This is a genomic window from Microbacterium hominis (assembly GCF_013282805.1).
GTDB classification, from domain to species: Bacteria; Actinomycetota; Actinomycetes; order Actinomycetales; family Microbacteriaceae; genus Microbacterium; species Microbacterium hominis_B.
The window spans coordinates 1,600,731-1,617,055 of record NZ_CP054038.1; the positions used below are offsets into that span (position 1 = coordinate 1,600,731).

At 72.4% G+C, this 16,325-nt stretch carries 16 protein-coding genes; 11 read left to right on the top strand and 5 right to left on the bottom strand.

The genetic code is table 11. The annotated features are described in order from the left end of the window. Positions 1–27: 27 nt before the first annotated feature. Both HQM25_RS07020 and HQM25_RS07025 read left to right on the top strand, forming a co-directional pair. Positions 28–1,311, top strand: coding sequence for a CDP-glycerol glycerophosphotransferase family protein (locus HQM25_RS07020; RefSeq protein ID WP_172989588.1), 1,284 nt, complete (start codon positions 28–30; stop codon positions 1,309–1,311). Further along, on the top strand, positions 1,308–2,759 hold the full coding sequence (locus tag HQM25_RS07025) for a CDP-glycerol glycerophosphotransferase family protein (protein WP_172989589.1): 1,452 nt from the start codon (positions 1,308–1,310) through the stop codon (positions 2,757–2,759). Before HQM25_RS07020 ends, HQM25_RS07025 begins: the two co-directional genes overlap by 4 nt. Before the next feature lie 13 nt (positions 2,760–2,772). On the opposite strand, the gene HQM25_RS07030 is transcribed toward HQM25_RS07025, so the two are convergent. Then, complete coding sequence (locus HQM25_RS07030) at positions 2,773–3,798, bottom strand: glycosyltransferase (protein ID WP_172991561.1); 1,026 nt, start codon at positions 3,796–3,798, stop codon at positions 2,773–2,775. A 109-nt stretch (positions 3,799–3,907) separates the two neighbouring features. On the opposite strand from HQM25_RS07030, the gene HQM25_RS07035 reads away from it, so the two are divergent. Next, on the top strand, positions 3,908–5,191 hold the full coding sequence (locus HQM25_RS07035) for a CDP-glycerol glycerophosphotransferase family protein (RefSeq protein ID WP_172989590.1): 1,284 nt from the start codon (positions 3,908–3,910) through the stop codon (positions 5,189–5,191). 16 nt (positions 5,192–5,207) lie between these two features. Here HQM25_RS07035 and HQM25_RS07040 read toward each other — a convergent pair whose 3' ends face one another. From HQM25_RS07040 to HQM25_RS07050, 3 genes are read right to left on the bottom strand one after another with little or no spacing between them, the layout of a single operon-like run. Further along, a complete protein-coding gene (locus HQM25_RS07040) occupies positions 5,208–6,596 on the bottom strand; it encodes a maltokinase N-terminal cap-like domain-containing protein (protein ID WP_172989591.1) in 1,389 nt (462 codons plus the stop codon). A 46-nt stretch (positions 6,597–6,642) separates the two neighbouring features. Further along, on the bottom strand, positions 6,643–7,593 hold the full coding sequence (locus HQM25_RS07045) for a hypothetical protein (protein WP_254359651.1): 951 nt from the start codon (positions 7,591–7,593) through the stop codon (positions 6,643–6,645). Between the two features lie 58 nt (positions 7,594–7,651). Then, the gene (locus HQM25_RS07050; RefSeq protein WP_172989592.1) at positions 7,652–8,344 is read right to left on the bottom strand and encodes an NTP transferase domain-containing protein; all 693 of its coding nucleotides are present in this window, start codon (positions 8,342–8,344) and stop codon (positions 7,652–7,654) included. Positions 8,345–8,539: 195 nt separating this feature from the next. Between HQM25_RS07050 and HQM25_RS07055 the strand changes: the two genes are divergently transcribed. The 4 genes from HQM25_RS07055 to HQM25_RS07065 are packed head-to-tail and all read left to right on the top strand — an operon-like array spanning position 8,540 to position 11,660. After that, entirely contained in the window at positions 8,540–9,799 is a 1,260-nt protein-coding gene (locus tag HQM25_RS07055; protein WP_254359599.1) for an ABC transporter ATP-binding protein, read from the top strand. After that, positions 9,775–10,410, top strand: coding sequence for a hypothetical protein (locus HQM25_RS17805; RefSeq protein ID WP_254359600.1), 636 nt, complete (start codon positions 9,775–9,777; stop codon positions 10,408–10,410). The genes HQM25_RS07055 and HQM25_RS17805 overlap by 25 nt, the downstream gene beginning before the upstream one ends. Then, positions 10,368–11,342 (top strand): hypothetical protein, encoded by a 975-nt coding sequence (locus HQM25_RS17810; RefSeq protein WP_254359601.1) that lies wholly within the window; start codon positions 10,368–10,370, stop codon positions 11,340–11,342. The genes HQM25_RS17805 and HQM25_RS17810 overlap by 43 nt, the downstream gene beginning before the upstream one ends. Positions 11,343–11,393: 51 nt before the next feature. Further along, on the top strand, positions 11,394–11,660 hold the full coding sequence (locus HQM25_RS07065) for a DUF3039 domain-containing protein (RefSeq protein WP_172989594.1): 267 nt from the start codon (positions 11,394–11,396) through the stop codon (positions 11,658–11,660). Between the two features lie 6 nt (positions 11,661–11,666). Here HQM25_RS07065 and HQM25_RS07070 read toward each other — a convergent pair whose 3' ends face one another. Beyond that, a complete protein-coding gene (locus HQM25_RS07070) occupies positions 11,667–12,992 on the bottom strand; it encodes a nicotinate phosphoribosyltransferase (RefSeq protein ID WP_172989595.1) in 1,326 nt (441 codons plus the stop codon). Positions 12,993–13,031: 39 nt separating this feature from the next. Here HQM25_RS07070 and murI point away from each other — a divergent pair, with 39 nt between their 5' ends. The 4 genes from murI to HQM25_RS07090 all read left to right on the top strand — a co-directional run bounded on the left by murI (position 13,032) and on the right by HQM25_RS07090 (position 16,322). After that, positions 13,032–13,859: a glutamate racemase gene (murI, locus tag HQM25_RS07075; RefSeq protein ID WP_172989596.1), complete on the top strand. Its 828-nt coding sequence runs from the start codon at positions 13,032–13,034 to the stop codon at positions 13,857–13,859. Between the two features lie 99 nt (positions 13,860–13,958). Next, positions 13,959–14,714, top strand: coding sequence for a ribonuclease PH (gene rph, locus HQM25_RS07080; protein WP_172989597.1), 756 nt, complete (start codon positions 13,959–13,961; stop codon positions 14,712–14,714). 5 nt (positions 14,715–14,719) lie between these two features. Further along, complete coding sequence (gene rdgB, locus HQM25_RS07085; protein ID WP_172989598.1) at positions 14,720–15,325, top strand: RdgB/HAM1 family non-canonical purine NTP pyrophosphatase; 606 nt, start codon at positions 14,720–14,722, stop codon at positions 15,323–15,325. Positions 15,326–15,404: 79 nt separating this feature from the next. Continuing rightward, positions 15,405–16,322 (top strand): cation diffusion facilitator family transporter, encoded by a 918-nt coding sequence (locus HQM25_RS07090; RefSeq protein WP_172989599.1) that lies wholly within the window; start codon positions 15,405–15,407, stop codon positions 16,320–16,322. The last annotated feature ends 3 nt before the right edge of the window (positions 16,323–16,325 follow it).

Here is a 16,325-nt window from a genome sequence, read left to right on the forward strand (position 1 = left end):
GACGCCACCCCGCGATAGGCTCGCGGGGTGGCGTCCTTCTCGTTCGGCGCGGGCAATGCCGGCAAGCTCGCCGCGATCCCGCTCTACGCGCTCGGGCGACTGGCCACTCTGCTCGTCCCGCGCGCACGCGACGAATGGGTGTTCGGCTGCGCCGTCGGCGTCGCCGATGGCGCGCTCGCCCTCTACGAGCGCGCACTCGCCGGCGGCCATCGCGTGCTCTGGCTGACCGGCGATGACCGCGATGCCGCTGAGGCGGCCGCGCGCGGCATCCCCTCCGTACCCAAGGGTTCGCTCGAGGGCTGGTGGCGCACCGCGCGGGCGCGTGTCGTCGTGGTGACCCACGGCTTCGGCGACGCGAACCGGTACGCCGTGTCCGGCGCGTTCGTCGTGCAGCTGTGGCACGGCATCCCGCTCAAGCGCATCGGGCTCGATTCCCCCGAGACGCTGCGTCCCCCCGCGCGGATCGCCGCCCTCGGCGACGGCGCCGCCCTGCTGGCGCGCCGCGCGCTGCGGGCGATGTACCGCGGTGCGGCCGGGCGCATCCGGCTCCTGCCCGCCGCCTCGCACCTCGTGCGCGGGCGGCTGGAGTCGGCGTTCGGGCTCGACGACACCCGCGTCCCGGTGACCGGCGAGCCCCGCGTCGACGTGCTCTCGCGCGGCACGGCCGCGGCACGCCGTGCGACGGCGACCCGCGCTCTGGAGCGGCTGATCGGTGAGGCCCCCGCCGGGGCCCGGCTCGTCCTCTACGCGCCGACCTGGCGCGACGGCGCAGACGACCCCGCGGTGCCCGAGGCCGCGGAGTGGCGGGCGCTGCTCGAGGTGCTCGAGCGCCGCAACGCGGTGCTCGTGATCCGTTCGCACCCGCTGGGCGCCGGCGATTACCGCCCACCGGTGCCGACGCCGCGCGTCCGTGCGCTCGGCAGCGACCTCGCCGCCGACATCACCCCGCTGCTGCCGGGCTTCGACGTGCTCGTCACCGACTACTCGTCGCTCGCGTTCGACGCCTCGCTCGTTCCGCTCGCGACGGTCTTCCTCGCACCGGATCTCGACGAGTACGCGGCCCGCCGCGGTCTCTACGGTCGCTACGCCGACGTCGCCGGAGAGCGGTGGGCGCGCGCCTGGAGCGAGGCGGCCGGACAGCTCGACGCTCTGCTGGGCGATCCCGCCGAGCACGACCGTCGTATCGACCTCGCGCGCGCGCTCGACGCGCGAGTGCACGACCACCGCGACGGCTCCAACGCCGACAGGGTGTACCGTGCGATCCTGGCGTCACTGCAGGCCGAGGCCGGCCGCACGAGGGGAGACCGATGACCCACGCCCGCTTCACGACGGACGGTGTCGCGACGCTGGTGGTGACCGGAGAGGGCACGCCGCCGGCATCGATCGATCTCGTCGGTCCCCGGGCGCGGGTCTCGGCCGAGCCCGCTGCGGAGGGCGACGGCTGGCGGGCGACGGTCCCCCTGCGGGCGGCGCGCTGGGGCGGTCCCGAGCTGCCGCTTCCCTCGGGCACGTACGACCTCATCGCGACGGCCCGCGAGGGTGCGGACCCGGTGGCGGCGCCCGCCGCGGTGCCGGTGACCCAGCTGGGCGAGCTGCGGGCGAGCATCGTCGGGCGCCAGGTCGTGATCGGCCCGCCGATCGACCCCGCCTACGACTCCGGCGAGGGTCAGGATGCGCTCGAGCGGCGCTACGCGACCCGCGGGGGAGAGCTCGAGAACGCGGTGTTCTTCGAGAGCTTCTACGGCCGCAATGCGAGCTGCAACCCCCTGGCGATCGATCGGGAGCTGGCCCGCCGCGCGCCCGGCCTCACCCGCTACTGGAGCGTCGTGGACCTGTCGGTCGCGGTGCCCGAGGGGGCGATCCCCGTGGTGGAGGGCAGCCCTGAGTGGTGGCGCGCCCGCGGTTCCGCGCGCCTGCTGGTCGTGAACGACTGGCTGCGGCGCCGGTTCTCGCGCCGCCGCGGACAGGTCGTGCTGCAGACCTGGCACGGCACGCCGCTCAAGCGCCTCGCACTGCACCGGCCGGGGTTCGACCCGCGTCGCGTGGGCGCCGTCCTGCGGGAATCGCTGCGATGGAACGTGCTGCTCGCGCAGAACCCGTACGCGGCGCGAATCCTCTCCAAGGCGTATGCGTTCCTGCGTCGGCCGATCTGGGTCGAGGGCTATCCGCGCAATGACGTGCTCGTCACCGGTGACGGCGCCGCCACCCGCACGGCGCTGGGTATCGGAGCCGACGAGCGCGTGCTGCTGTACGCGCCGACGTGGCGGGACGACCGCGCGGTGATGGTCGACTTCCTCGATCCGGCGGCGCTGGCCCTCGCCGCGGACGCGGTCGTGCTGGTGCGCGGCCACTCCCGCACGCTGCAGCCGGGGAGGGATGCCGAGGGCCCGCGCGTCATCGATGTGACGGCCTTCCCCGACACCTCGCAGCTGCTGCTGGCCGCCGACGCGCTCATCACCGACTATTCCTCGGTGATGTTCGATTTCTCCGTCACCGGCAAGCCGATGTACTTCCTCGTCCCCGACATCGAGCACTACCGCGGCACGCTGCGGGGCTTCTACTTCGACCTCGCTGCGCACGCCCCGGGGCCGGTCGTTCGCACCCAGGCCGAGCTGATCGGCGCGCTGGGTGCCGACCCGGCGGCGTACGCGGCGCTGTACGACCGCTGGCGGGCGCGGTTCAACGCGCGCGACGACGGTCGGGCGGCGGAGCGGGTCGTCGCCCGTCTGCTCGATCAGGGGCTCGTCGACCGCGACTGAGGCCGCCCGCGGGTCAGGGCAGCGGGGTGTTGCGCTTGCCGAGCCGTGAGGTGTCGACCGTGTCGTGGGCGCCGCCGATCACTCCGATGACGAAGCCGGCGCCCCACGAGAGGTGCATGGTGGGAAGGACCGCGGCCGACCAGAGCTTGTCGCGCCACCCGGTGCCGCCGCCGCGCCCGAGCGCGACGGCGACGATGAGGGCGACGTACGCGAGGAGCGGGAGATAGACGACGGATGCCGCCACTCCGAGCGCACCCGAGAGCACCCCGGTCAGCTGGAGCGCGCCGATCACGACGGCCACCGCGAGCACCAGCACCAGCAGCGGCGGAGCGAAGAACCTCAGCGAGTTGCCGCGGCCGAAGCGACGGACCAGCTCGCCCCGCCAGCGGCCGGTCGCGAAGAACTGGCGCGCCAGACGCGACCAGCTCTCGCGCGGCCAGTAGGTGACGGCGAGCTCCGGGTCGAACCACACGAGATACCCCGCGCGGCGCAGCCGCAGATTGAGTTCCCAGTCCTCGCCGCGACGGATCGATTCGTCGAACAGGCCGACCTCGGCGACGGCCTCCCGGCGCATGACGCCGAGGTAGGCGGATTCCGCTTCGCCCGCCTGCGTGCCGCCGTGATAGGCCCCTCCGCCCAGGCCGATGGGGGAGTTGTAGGCGCGCGCGACAGCGCGCTGGAACGGCGTGCGCCCGTCGGCGCGCATGATGCCGCCCACGTTCGCGGCGCCGGTCGCGCTGAGGGCGGCGATCGCCCGCCGGGTGTACCCGGGCTCGAGCTCGCTGTGCGCGTCGACCCGCACGATCACGGGGTGCGCGCCGGCGCGGATGGCGAGGTTGAGCCCGATCGGGATGTCGGCCCGCGGGTTCTCGACCACGCGCACCCGCGGGTCGGCGTCGGCCAGTCGCCGCGCGATCTGCTCGGTGCCGTCGGTCGAGGGGGCGAGTGCGAGCACGAGCTCGGTCGGGCCGTCGACCTCCTGGGCGAGCACCGTCTCCACCGCGCGAGCCAGGTAGCCGCTCTCGTTGAGCACGGGCATCACGAAGGTGACGCCCGTGCCGGGGGCCACCTCGGGAAGGCGGCGGCGACCGGGCTCGTCGACATGCACGCGTCGATCATGTCACGCGTCGGCTGGGTAGGCTGAATGGGTGAGTCTGGTCTCGGATGGGAAGAAGGCGATCGCCCTCGTGCGGAAGGCCGTGGCCAGCCGCTCCGCGGTGATCGGCGTGCGGCGCGCACTGGCCGCTCGCGGACCGCACCCGCGCGGCCACTTCCGGGTCGCCGTGTACTTCGCCGATGGCGCGGTCAACATGTACCAGATGCGGCAGTGGTACAAGCCGCTCGCCGGGCTGGCGGAGCTCTGGCCCGTGGTGGTGCTCAGCCGGCAGGCGACCGGCGCCCAGGCGCTGGTCGAAGACGACGCCCTCCCCGTGGCGTTCGTGCCGACGGTGCGCGATCTCGAGCGGTTCATCGCGAAGCAGGACATCCGCGTCGTGCTCTACGTCAACCAGAACACCCGCAACTTCCAGATGTTCCGATACGGCCGCCGTTGGCACGTGTTCATCAACCACGGCGAGTCCGACAAGATGTACATGACCACCAACCAGTACAAGGCCTACGACTACGCGTTCATCGCCGGCGATGCGGCGCGCGAGCGCCTGTCGCGCGTGCTGTGGGACTTCGACATCGACCGGCGCACGATCGCGATCGGCAGGCCGCAGGCCGATCACTACTCGGGCGAGCTTCCCTACGAGCCCGACGGGCGCACGGTCGTGCTGTATGCGCCCACCTGGGAGGGCGACCGGCCCTCCGCCCACTACGGCTCGATCCGCACCCACGGGGAGGCCCTCGTCTCGGCCCTGGTGGCGAGCGGCCGTCATCGGGTCATCTATCGTCCCCACCCCCGGTCGGGAGTGGTGGATGCCGAGTACGGCGCCGCCCATCGCCGCATCGTCTCCGCGCTGGAGGCGGCGAACGCGTCGGACCCGGGTGCGCACCACTATTACGATCACGGTCCTGAGCTGGGCTGGCAGCTCGCGGCCGCCGACGTGGCCGTCGTCGACATCTCCGCGATGGTCTACGACCGGCTCGCGGCGGACAAGCCACTGCTCATCACGCGCCCCGTCGATCCTGCCGCGGTCGTCGACACGCACGGCTATCTCGCCGCCTGCGAGTGGCTGACCGCCGAGGATGCCTCGCGCATCGTCGCCGAGACCGACCGCGTGCTCGGCGACGAAGACGCGGTGCAGCGACTCGAGAAGTGGGTGCGGCACTACTTCGGCGACACGACGCCCGGTGCCTCGACGGAGCGCTTCCACGCCGCGATCGGCCTGCTCATGGCGCGCTGGGATCAGTGGTACGCGCGCTCGACGCAGCCGACGGACGACGAGCCCGAGACCGACGAGGCCGAGCTCGACGACGCCGAGGTCTGAGCCCGTACGGCAGCAGTCAGCGCGACGCCGCCGAACGGGAGACCAGGCGCGCCGCCGCGCGCACCGGGATCGGCGTCCAGGTGGGGCGGTTCCTCGCCTCGTAGATCGCCTCGTAGACGGCCTTGTCGAGCTCCAGTGCGGTCAGGAGGGGACGGGCGGCCGCCAGATCGATGCCCGACGCGTCGACGTACGCGCCGAGGAAGGCCCGCCGTGCGGCTCGCGCCCACGCACGGGCGTCGTCGGCACCGTGGGGGCCGGCGTCCTGGCGGAGGGATCCGGCGACGTAGTCGAACGAGCGCAGCACCCCGGCGACATCGCGCAGCGCCAGGTCGCCGCGTCGGCGTTCGGCGATCGGTCGCAGCGGCTCGCCCTCGAAGTCGACGAGGATCCATCCGCGGTCGGCGACGTGGAGCACCTGCCCGAGGTGCAGGTCGCCGTGGATGCGCTGGAGGGCGGGCCAGGCGCCCTCGGTGCCCGCGCGGTAGACGGACTCGATGCCCTCTTCGAGCTCGCGGATCTCGGGAACCTCCGCGATCGCGATCGACAGACGCCGGCGCCAGGTCTGCACCGTGCGCGCGCGATCGTCGGCGTCGGCATCGCGGGTCGGGAAGAGCTGGGCGAGGATCGCGTGCGTCTCGGCCGTGGCGGCTCCGAGTCCCGCTGCCTCGGCGGTGAACTCGGCCCCGTCGGCCGCTGCGCGCAGGGCGACACGCCACGCGTCCTGCACCCCCGGGAGGAACTCCTGGGCGAACGCCAGCGAGCCCGACACGCTCCCGTGCGCCGTCGCCGAATCCGGCCAGTGCGCATCCACCCAGCCGACGGCGCGCGGAACGTGGGCCGAACCCGCGGCGGCCAGCGCCGACGAGAGCTCGATGTCGGGATTGACGCCGGGCTGCGGCTGCCGATAGATCTTGCAGATCACCTCGTCGCCGTCACCGCGGTAGACGAGCGAGGTGTTGGACTGCTCGCCGGCCATCACGTGCGCACGCGAGGCGGGCCCCGGGACGGGGATGTCCCCGACCGCGGGCGCGCGGTGCCCGGCCGCGTCGGCTTGCGGGCCGGATCCGCGCTCGCCGTCGACGATGAGTCGGAGCAGGGCCGCCGCGTAGGCGGGGTCGAACGGGCCGTCGACGAAGGTGAAGCCCGGCTCAGGGCTGCCGATGATGTGGTCGGGGGAGACATCGACATCCGCGGTCTCGCGGATGACGACCGGCACCTGGTACAGCACGGGTGGGAGCGAGGCCTCGTCGCTGACCAGGTAGGTGCGCACGCGGGCGTTCGGGTGCGCGGTGGAGGGCTCCGCGTCCCACCACGACACCAGACGCAGCGCCGGGGCGCGGCCCTTCCCCGCGTACCAGCGCTGGCGCGGCATCCACGTCGCCAGGCACGCCAACGTGCTGTCCATAGGTGCGAGCGTAGGGGCGAGCGCGGGGCGGCGTCGAGGGTGGCGGCTATCTCCGGGGCGGGAGGGGCTGATCGTCGCCGGCGGGCGAGCCGTCGTGCGCCCCGGCGTCGAGGGCGGTCGTCGCGGGCTGCGCGGCGCGTCGACGCGGCAGCGGCACGCGCCGGGCAGCCCCGCCGAGCGCCCCGCCGGCGCTGCGCATGAGCCGAGTAGCGCGCAGCTCGACGCGCTCGGCGCCCTCGCGCGGTTCGAGGTCGGCCGGCAGGGCCGGCGGCGCGGCGCCGAACGCGCGCCGGGAGCCGACCAGCACCCGACGCCCGAGGATGTGGTTGCCGGTGCCGCCGATGGCCGCGCCGATCCCGAATGGGAGGGCCTTCCCGATCCACGATGCGCCCCCGCGCGCGGCGAACTGATGGATGAAGGCCGTCTTGAGCCGGTCGACGAGCGGCCCGACCGCGGCACGCGGGAGGGATTTCGTGATCACCTCGCCCCAGTACCGATCGCGGCTCGCCCCGGAGCCGCCGGCCTGCCGCGCGAGCTGGGCCACGAGATCGACACCCTCCTTCCCGAGCATGAGGGTGAGTACGAGCGCGCGGGCGCGCTCGGGATCGGAGACCGCGAGACCGTGCACCTCCGCCACCGACTGCGCGAACAGCGTGGTGGCTTCGAGGAAGCCGACGGTCTCCACACCGCTGAGGGCGAGCGTCACACCGGTGCCGATGCCCGGCACCACCGCGGTCGCGCCGACGGCGGCGCCGCCGGTGGTCACCGCGGCGAGGTACCGGCGTTCGAGGATGCGCACGACGGCGTCGGGGGTCGCGTTCGGGTGGCGGAGGCGGATGCTGCGCAGGTGCGCCAGCACGACCGGGCGCTGGATCGCGAGCACGCGGTCGAGCATTCGGATCACGCGGGGGTGCTCGTCGGACCCGGCGGGCGGCAACCCGCCTTGCCACGGCGCGTCGGCGGGCAGGGAATGGATGCGGTGCACCTTGTCGGCCATCACGCCGATCTTAGGCACGCATGCTCTGCCCCCGGTGGGAGAACTCCGGGAGGCGAGGTCAGACGAACGTGTTCGCGCGCTCGAGGTCTTCGGCGAAGTCGACCTCGACGGCGTACAGATCGGAGATGTCCAGCGGCTCCAGCAGCAGGCCGTCCTCGGCGATGGCCAGTTCCAGACCGCGCTCGAAGTAGTCCTGGTCGTCGACGCGCGTCAGCTGGCGGATGAACGCCTTCTTGTCGCGGGCGGAGATGTAGTTGATGCCCACGGCCTCGCCGATGCCGCCCTTGACGGTCTTGGAGAGCTGCTTGATGTAGCCCTCCGAGGTCACCGTGTACTTCACCTCTTCGTCACTCACCTTCGAGGTGTTGACGGTCACGAACGACTGGTCCCGCTCGATGAGCTCGATGGCACGGCCGAGCACGCGGGGGTCGAACACCACGTCGCCGTTCATCCACAGCACGCCGGCGCGGCCGGTCTTCAGGAGCGCACGCAGCAGGCTCTTCGAGGTGTTGGTCTGGTCGTAGCGCTCGTTGTACACGTAGCTCGCGTCGGGGAATGCCTCGACGATCGTCTCGGCGCGATAGCCGACGACGGCGGTGATCTTGGCGTCGGTCCCGAAGGCGGCGCGGATGTTGTCGTGCTGCTGCCGCATGATGCTGCGGCCGTCGTTGAGCTCGGTGAGGGGTTTGGGCAGGGATCGTCCGAGACGGGATCCCATACCCGCGGCGAGAATGACGGTCTGAATGGTCAAAGTCTGCTCCTGGCGTGTGTCGTTCAACATCGGTTTACCGATGAGACACTCCGTCGTGCCGGGTCCATGGTAGCGGTGAGCACTGAAAGCGTGCATAATGCCCGGCCTCCGTTGTCGATTCGTGACATTCCGCGATTCGCAGACTCGGGACCCCGGTTCTGTCTCCGATCGGGCCCTCCTTGGTACCGTGGAGCGGTGACAGCCTCACTCCCGGTGCCGCACGACGCCGATCCGGACGAGCCGGACCGCGGTCGGCCGCGCGCGCCGGTCGTGCGCATCCCGCGCCCACCGCTGCCCGTGCCCGAGGTGCCCGCCGGGCTCGAGATCGACGTGCCCGAGAAGCCGCCGCTGCCGCCGGCGGTGCGTACGGAGGACATCCTGATCCCACCCCGCCCGCCGCTCCCACCGCAGCCGGAGACCGACGCCGAGACCGACTCCGGCACGGAATCCGTCGTCGAATCCGACGCCGACACCGACGCGGCGGTCGAGCCCGACACGGTCGATGCGGTTCCCGACACGGTCGACGCGGACGACACGATCGTCGAACCCGACGTGGTCGAACCCGACGTGGTCGAACCGGAGCCGGAGGCCGCCCGCGCCGAGAGCGCGCCGCAGCCCGACGCCGAACCGCTGCTGGTCCTCGAAGAGCTCGTCGAGGCGCCCGCCGATCTGATCGTGCCGACCTCGGCTCCGGCATCCACCGTGCTCGAACTCACCGGCGTGACCAAGACCTTCGGCGGCACGCGAGCGGTCGAAGGGCTCGATCTGGTCGTGCCGACCGGGAGCTTCTACGGGCTCGTCGGCCCCAACGGCGCCGGCAAGACCACGACCCTGTCGATGATCGCGGGGCTGCTGCGAGCGGATCGGGGAGAGATCCGTGTGGGCGGCGTCGACGCCGCCGCCAATCCGCTTGCCGCCAAGCAGCTCATGGGCGTGCTGCCCGATCGGCTGCGCACCTTCGACCGGCTGACCGGTCGGCAGCTGCTGTACTACTACGGGGTGCTGCGCGGGCTGCCGCCGGCGACCGTCGAGAGCCGCACCGCCGACCTGGCGCGCGCGTTCGATCTGACCGAGTCCCTCGGCCGGGTCGTCTCGGACTACTCCGCCGGCATGGTCAAGAAGGTCATGCTCGCCGGCGCGCTCATCCACTCGCCCCGCCTGCTCGTGCTCGATGAGCCGTTCGAAGCGGTCGACCCGGTCTCGAGCGCGATCATCCTCGACATCCTCAAGACCTATGTCGCCCACGGTGGATCGGTGATCCTCTCCAGCCACGGGATGGAGTTCGTGGAGCGTGTGTGCACCCGGGTCGCGGTGATGGTCGCCGGACAGGTGCTCGCCGAGGGCACGGTCGACGAGGTGCGTGGAGAGCTCACCCTGGAGCAGCGCTTCGTCGAGCTCGCCGGGGGACTGAGCGACGTGGAAGGCCTGGAGTGGTTGCACACGTACTCCGACTGAGGCTCGACCTGCTGTTCGGGGCGCTGCGCGGCGGCTCGGAGCGCGCGGCGCGTGTGATCGTCGTGCTGATCGCCCTCGGGCTGGCCTGCGTCACGGCGGGCTGGGCGATGCTGTCGCTGCGGGATGCCGCGCCCGAGGTCGTGCTCGCGGTCACCGTGCTGAGCGGGGCCGCCGTGACCTTCGGCTTCGCGCTCGCGCCGCTCATCGGGGCGGCGGACGACCCGCTCGATCCGCGCCGGTTCAGCCTCTTCGGGCTCCCGACGCGGCGCCTCGCCCTCGTGCTGGCACTGGCCGGCATGATCAGCGTGCCAGTGGCGGCGCTCGTGGCGGTCGCCGTCTGCGCGGCGCTCGTGTGGACCTCGCTCGGGGCGACGTGGACGGCATCCATCGTCGGCATCGTCCTCGGCGTCCTCACCTGCGTGCTGCTCGCCCGGGTCTGCATGGCGGTGGCGACCCTGTTCCTCAGAGAGCGCCGGTCGCGGGAGCTGTCGGGACTGTTCGTCATCGCGGTGCTGGTCGTCGTCGTGCCCGCCGGGGTGTTCCTCTCTTCGCTCGAGTGGGGGCGGAGGTGCCGAGCCAGCTCGACGAGGCGGTCGGCGTGCTGGCGCTGACCCCCATCGGCGCGGCGTGGGCGTATCCGATGCTCTCCGCCGTTGAGGCGCCGTCGGCAGTGCTGAGCCTGCTCGTCGCCGTCGGGTCGGTGGTCGCACTCGGTGCGGTGTGGATGCTGGTGGTGCACCGCATGCTCACGACCACCGAGCGCCCCGTGGCCGCGCGCGAGCGCGGCGGGCTCGGCTGGTTCGGCGTGGCGCCGGGCACCCCCGGCGGCGCGATCGCCGCCCGGAGCCTCCTGTACTGGTTCAGCGATCGCCGCTACGTCGTCAACCTGCTCGTGATCCCGGTGGCGGCGGCGATCACGATGGTGCCGCTGCTGATCGCCGGGATGCCTCTGGAGCTGGTCGTGCTGGTGCCGGTGCCCTTCGCGGCGCTGTTCCTCGGCTGGCTGCCGCACAACGACCTCGCGTACGACTCGACCGCGGTGTGGATGCACATCGGCAGCGGCATCCGCGGCATCTCCGACCGCCTCGGGCGGCTCGTGCCGGTGCTGCTGGTCGGCGTGCCGGCTCTCGCGGTGGCGATCCCGATCGTCATCTCGCTGCACGGCCGCTGGGCGATGCTGCCCGCGCTGGTGGGCGTCTGTGCGGCGCTCTTCTTCGCCGGTCTCGGGCTTTCCAGCGTCTTCTCGGTGCTCGCCCCCTACGCCGTCTCGCGGCCGGGGGAGAGCCCCTTCCAGCAGCCTCAGCGCACCGGCTCCGGCGGCGTCATCGCCCAGGCGGTCGTGCTGGCCGGCGCGGTCGCGGCGGCGCTGCCCGCCCTGTGGTTCGCGTGGGTCGCGCTCACGACGGACGTCGACGCGGCGATGACGGCGCTGTGGGCGGGGCTCGTGGCCGGCATGGGCGTGCTGCTTCTGGGAGTCGCGATCGGGTCGTCCATCTTCGAGCGTCGCGGCGGGGCGCTGATGGAATTCGCCGAGTCGATCTGACGGCGCCGGCCGAGGCCCCGGCGCGCTCGCCTGCGACTACACTGAACCCTCATGAGCACCCCGCTGGACAGCCCCGATCAGGGCGGCCTCGCCACCCTCGACCGCGAGCTCGAAGAGCTCATCCGCGAGGAGAACGTCGAGCCGGGTGACCACGAGCGCTTCTCCCACTACGTGAAGAAGGACAAGATCCTCGAGTCGGCTCTCACCGGCAAGCCCGTGCGCGCACTGTGCGGCAAGAAGTGGACCCCGGGGCGCGACCCGGAGAAGTTCCCGGTCTGCCCCACGTGCAAGGAGATCTACGAGTCGCTCGGCGGCTGAGCGGGCTCAGGCCTCCACGTAGACGGTCGGGATCGCCGGGTCCGACCGGCTGAGCGCGAGCGCGCGCACGGGAAGCTCTTCGCGCACGCGCGCGTGGTGCGCGCGGGCGGCGCGCACGCCCGTCCGGCCCTCAGCCGCGGCATCCGGCTCACCGCCCTCCGCGAGCACGACCTGCAGCGCGCGGGATCCGGGATGCTGGGCGACCGTGTCCAGCGCCTCGAAGCCGTCGGAGACGGCGATCACCTCGGCGGTGGCCGTGCCTTCGTCGAGGGATCGGAACGCCGCCTTGCGGCCGCCGCGGGACCCCTTGTCGGTCGACGCCTTCGCGACGCCGACCCAGCCTCCGGCCGCGTCCTGCCGGGCGACCAGCTTGTAGACCATGCCCGCGGTGGGGGTCCCAGACCCGGTCACCAGCTGCGTGCCCACGCCGTACGCGTCGACGGGGGATGCCGCGAGGGAGGCGATCGCGTACTCGTCGAGGTCGCTGGTCACGGTGATCCGCGTCCCCACCGCCCCGAGCGCGTCGAGCTGCTCCCGCACGGCCGCCGCCACCGTCGGCAGATCGCCCGAGTCGATGCGCACCCCGCCGAGACCGGTGCCGGCGACACGGATGGCCGTCTCGACCCCGGCGCCGATGTCGTAGGTGTCCACCAGCAGGGTGGTCCCGACGCCGAGCGCGGCGATCTGGGCCCGGAAGGCGTCCTCCTCGGTGTCGTGCAGGAGCGTCCACGCGTGTGCCGCGGTGCCCATCGTCGGAATGCCCCACGTGCGCCCGGCCTCGAGGTTCGACGTCGCGTCGAAGCCCGCGATGTAGGCGGCACGGGCCGCGGCGACCGCCGAGGACTCGCCCGCGCGGCGGGAGCCCATCTCGGCGAGGGGACGGTCGCCGGCCGCGATGCTCATGCGCGCGGCGGCCGTCGCGATCGCCGAGTCGTGGTTGAGCACGCTGAGCGCCAGGGTCTCCAGCACCACCGCCTCGGCGAACGTGCCCTCGACGGTGAGCACGGGGGAGCCCGGGAAGTAGAGCTCCCCCTCGCGGTACCCCGTGATCGTGCCGGTGAAGCGGTAGTCCTCGAGGAAGGCCAGCGTCGCGGCATCCACCACCCGCTCGTCGCGGAGGTAGCGCAGCTCGTCGTCGTCGAAGCGGAAGTCCCGCAGGAGGGTCAGCAGCCGGCCGATGCCGCCGACCACGCCGAAGCGGCGGGCGCCGGGAAGACGTCGCCCGAACAGCTCGAACACGCAGCGGCGATGGGCGGTGCCGTCGCGCAGCGCGGCATCGAGCATCGTCAGTTCGTACCGGTCGGTGAGCAGGGCGGTGCTGCGCGCGGTCATGGGGGTCAGCCTAATGAGCCTGGCGTAGGCTGGACGATCGTGAGCGACGCGCCGATCGGAATCTTCGACTCCGGGGTCGGCGGGCTCACGGTGGCGCGTGCGATCTCGTCGATGCTGCCGCGGGAGTCCATCGTCTACATCGGCGACACCGCGCGATCCCCGTACGGGCCCAAGCCCATCGCGGACGTGCGGCGCTATGCGATCGAGATCCTCGACGCGCTGGTCGATCAGGGCGTCAAGATGCTGGTGATCGCCTGCAACACCGCCTCGGCGGCGGTGCTGCGCGACGCGCGCGAGCGCTACGACGTGCCCGTCGTCGAGGTGATCGCGCCGGCCGTGCGCACGGCGATGTCGACGACCCGCAACGGTCGTGTCGGCGTGATCGGCACCGCGGGCACGATCGGCTCGGGCGCCTACCAGGACATGCTCGGGGTCAACGAGCGACTCACCGTCTTCGCGCAGGCCTGCCCGCGCTTCGTCGAGTTCGTCGAGGCCGGCATCACCGGTTCCCCCGACGTGCTGGCCGTCGCCGAGGACTACCTCGCTCCGCTGCGGCACGCGGGTGTGGACACGCTCGTGCTCGGGTGCACGCACTACCCCTTCCTGGAGGGGGCGATCAGCTACGTGATGGGTCCCGACGTGTCGCTGGTGTCCAGCGACACCGAGACCGCCAAAGACGTGTACCGCCAGCTCGTCTCCCGCGATCTGCTCGCCGGGCCGGATGCGGTCGCCACGCACATCTACGAGGCGACCGGCGCCTCCGCCGACGAGTTCCTCGACCTCGCCCATCGCCTGATGGGCCGCGAGGTCAGCCAGGTGCGCCTGGTCCAGACCGGTGCCATCGACCTGCCGCCGCGCGCGTCCTGAGGCAGGCATGTCCCGAATCCCGCACGTGGTGTCCCCGAAGCCATCCCCACCGACCGCCGTGCCGATCGACATCGGCACGCGATCCCCCCGAGGAGAGAAATGACCGACATCGTCCGCGCCGACGGCCGCGCCGCCGACGAGCTCCGCCCGATCACGATCGAGCGCGGCTGGAGCGCCCACGCCGAAGGATCGGCCCTCATCTCGTTCGGGGGCACGAAGGTGCTGTGCACCGCCTCGTTCACCAACGGCGTGCCGCGCTGGCTCACCGGCAAGGGCAAGGGCTGGGTCACCGCCGAGTACGCCATGCTGCCGCGCGCCACGAATACGCGCGGGGACCGCGAGAGCGTGAAGGGCAGGATCGGCGGGCGCACGCACGAGATCTCGCGCCTGATCGGCCGCGCCCTGCGCGCCGTCGTCGACACCAAGGCGCTCGGCGAGAACACCATCGTCATCGACTGCGACGTGCTGCAGGCAGACGGCGGCACCCGCACCGCGGCCATCACCGGCGCGTACGTGGCGCTCGCCGATGCGATCGAGTGGGGGCGTCAGAAGAAGTTCATCGCCCAGCGGGCGACGCCGCTGTTCGACTCCGTCGCCGCCGTCTCGGTGGGCATCGTCGACGGCGAGCCGCTGCTGGATCTCGCCTACGTCGAGGACGTGCGGGCCGAGACCGACATGAACGTGGTGGTCACCGGCCGTGGACTCTTCGTCGAGGTGCAGGGCACCGCCGAAGGGGCGCCGTTCGACAAGCGCGAGCTGGATGCCCTGCTCGACCTCGGCGTGGCCGGCTGCGCGTCGCTGCGCGAACACCAGCTCGCCGCGCTGACCCCGGCAGAGCCTGACGCGGGGGAGTGAGCGGGATGCCGCGCCAGGTCGTGCTCGCGACCCACAACCCGCACAAGGTCGAGGAGTTCCAGGCGATCGTGGCAGCCACGCGCCCGGATCTCGAGGTGATCGGCTATGACGGACCGGAGCCTGTCGAGGACGGGGTGACCTTCGCCGCGAATGCGCTGATCAAGGCCCGCGCCGCCGCCGCCCACACGGGACTGCCCGCGCTCGCCGACGACTCGGGCATCTGCGTCGACGTGCTCGGCGGCGCGCCCGGTGTCTTCTCGGCGTACTGGGCCGGGCACGCCAAGGACGCCACCGCCAATCTGAGCTTGCTGCTCGACCAGCTAGCGGACATCGCCGACCCCCACCGGGCCGCGCAGTTCGTATCGACGATCGCCCTCGTCGTGCCCGGCGCCGACGCATCGGAGCGGGTCGTGGAGGGCCGCTGGCCGGGGAGGCTCGCGAACGCCCCTGCCGGGACGGGAGGGTTCGGCTACGACCCGGTCTTCATCCCCGACGACCAGCCCGACGGCGCGCAGCGCACGGTCGGGCAATGGAGCGCCCAGGAGAAGAACGCCGCGTCGCACCGGGCGCGCGCGTTCGCCGCCCTGGCGCCGCTGCTGGCGACACTGTGACGGGCGACTGAGAATCAGGATCATTCCCGACTTCGCCGTTTCGCCGCGGCAGCACCCGGGGCCGTCCTAGCCTGGCTTCATGCACGATCACGCCCAGGCGCACGGGGGGCTGCGCGGCGCGAGCAACCGCCGGCTGCTCGCCTTGTCGCTGGGGGTCACCTCCGCCGTCATGGTCGTGCAGATCGTGGGCGCGGCGCTCAGCGGCTCGCTCGCCCTGCTCGCCGACGCCGCACACATGTTCACCGATGCCGCGGCCCTCGGCATCGCGCTGATCGCGACAGCGGTCGCCGCACGCCCCGCCGACGACCGCAACACCTTCGGCTACCAGCGCGCCGAGGTGCTGGGCGCCCTCGCCAACGCGGTCATCCTGATCGTGCTGTCGGTGTGGGTCGCCGTCGAGGGTGTGCAGCGCCTGATGGATCCGGGCGAGGTCGAGATCGCCGGCGGACTGATGCTCGCCGTCGCCGCGGTGGGGCTCGTGGCCAACGCCTTCGCGATGTGGCTGCTCGGGGCCGCTCAGCGGCACAGCATCAACGTGCGCGGTGCCTACCTCGAGGTCCTCGGCGACCTGCTCGGCTCCGCGGCTGTCATCGTGGCGGCCCTCGTCGTGCTGTTCACCGGCTGGGTGCAGGCCGATGCGATCGCCTCCCTGCTGATCGCGGCGATGATCGTGCCCCGCGCGATCGGCCTGCTCCGCGAGGTCGTCTCGGTCCTCGGCGAGTCCGCGCCCAAGGGCACCCACGTGCAGGACATCCGGGCGCACATCCTCGCCACCGCCGGCGTCGTCGACGTGCACGATGTCCATGTGTGGCAGCTGACGCGGGGTGCCCCCGTCTTCACGGCGCACGTCGTGGTCGATGACGCCGCGTTGGCGGACGGACGCGCGGCGACGATCCTCGCCCAGCTGCAGTCATGCCTGTCTCAGCACTTCGACGTCGAGCACTCCACGTTCCAGCTGGAGCCGGCCGGGCACATCGAGCACGACGCGCACGCGTGAGCG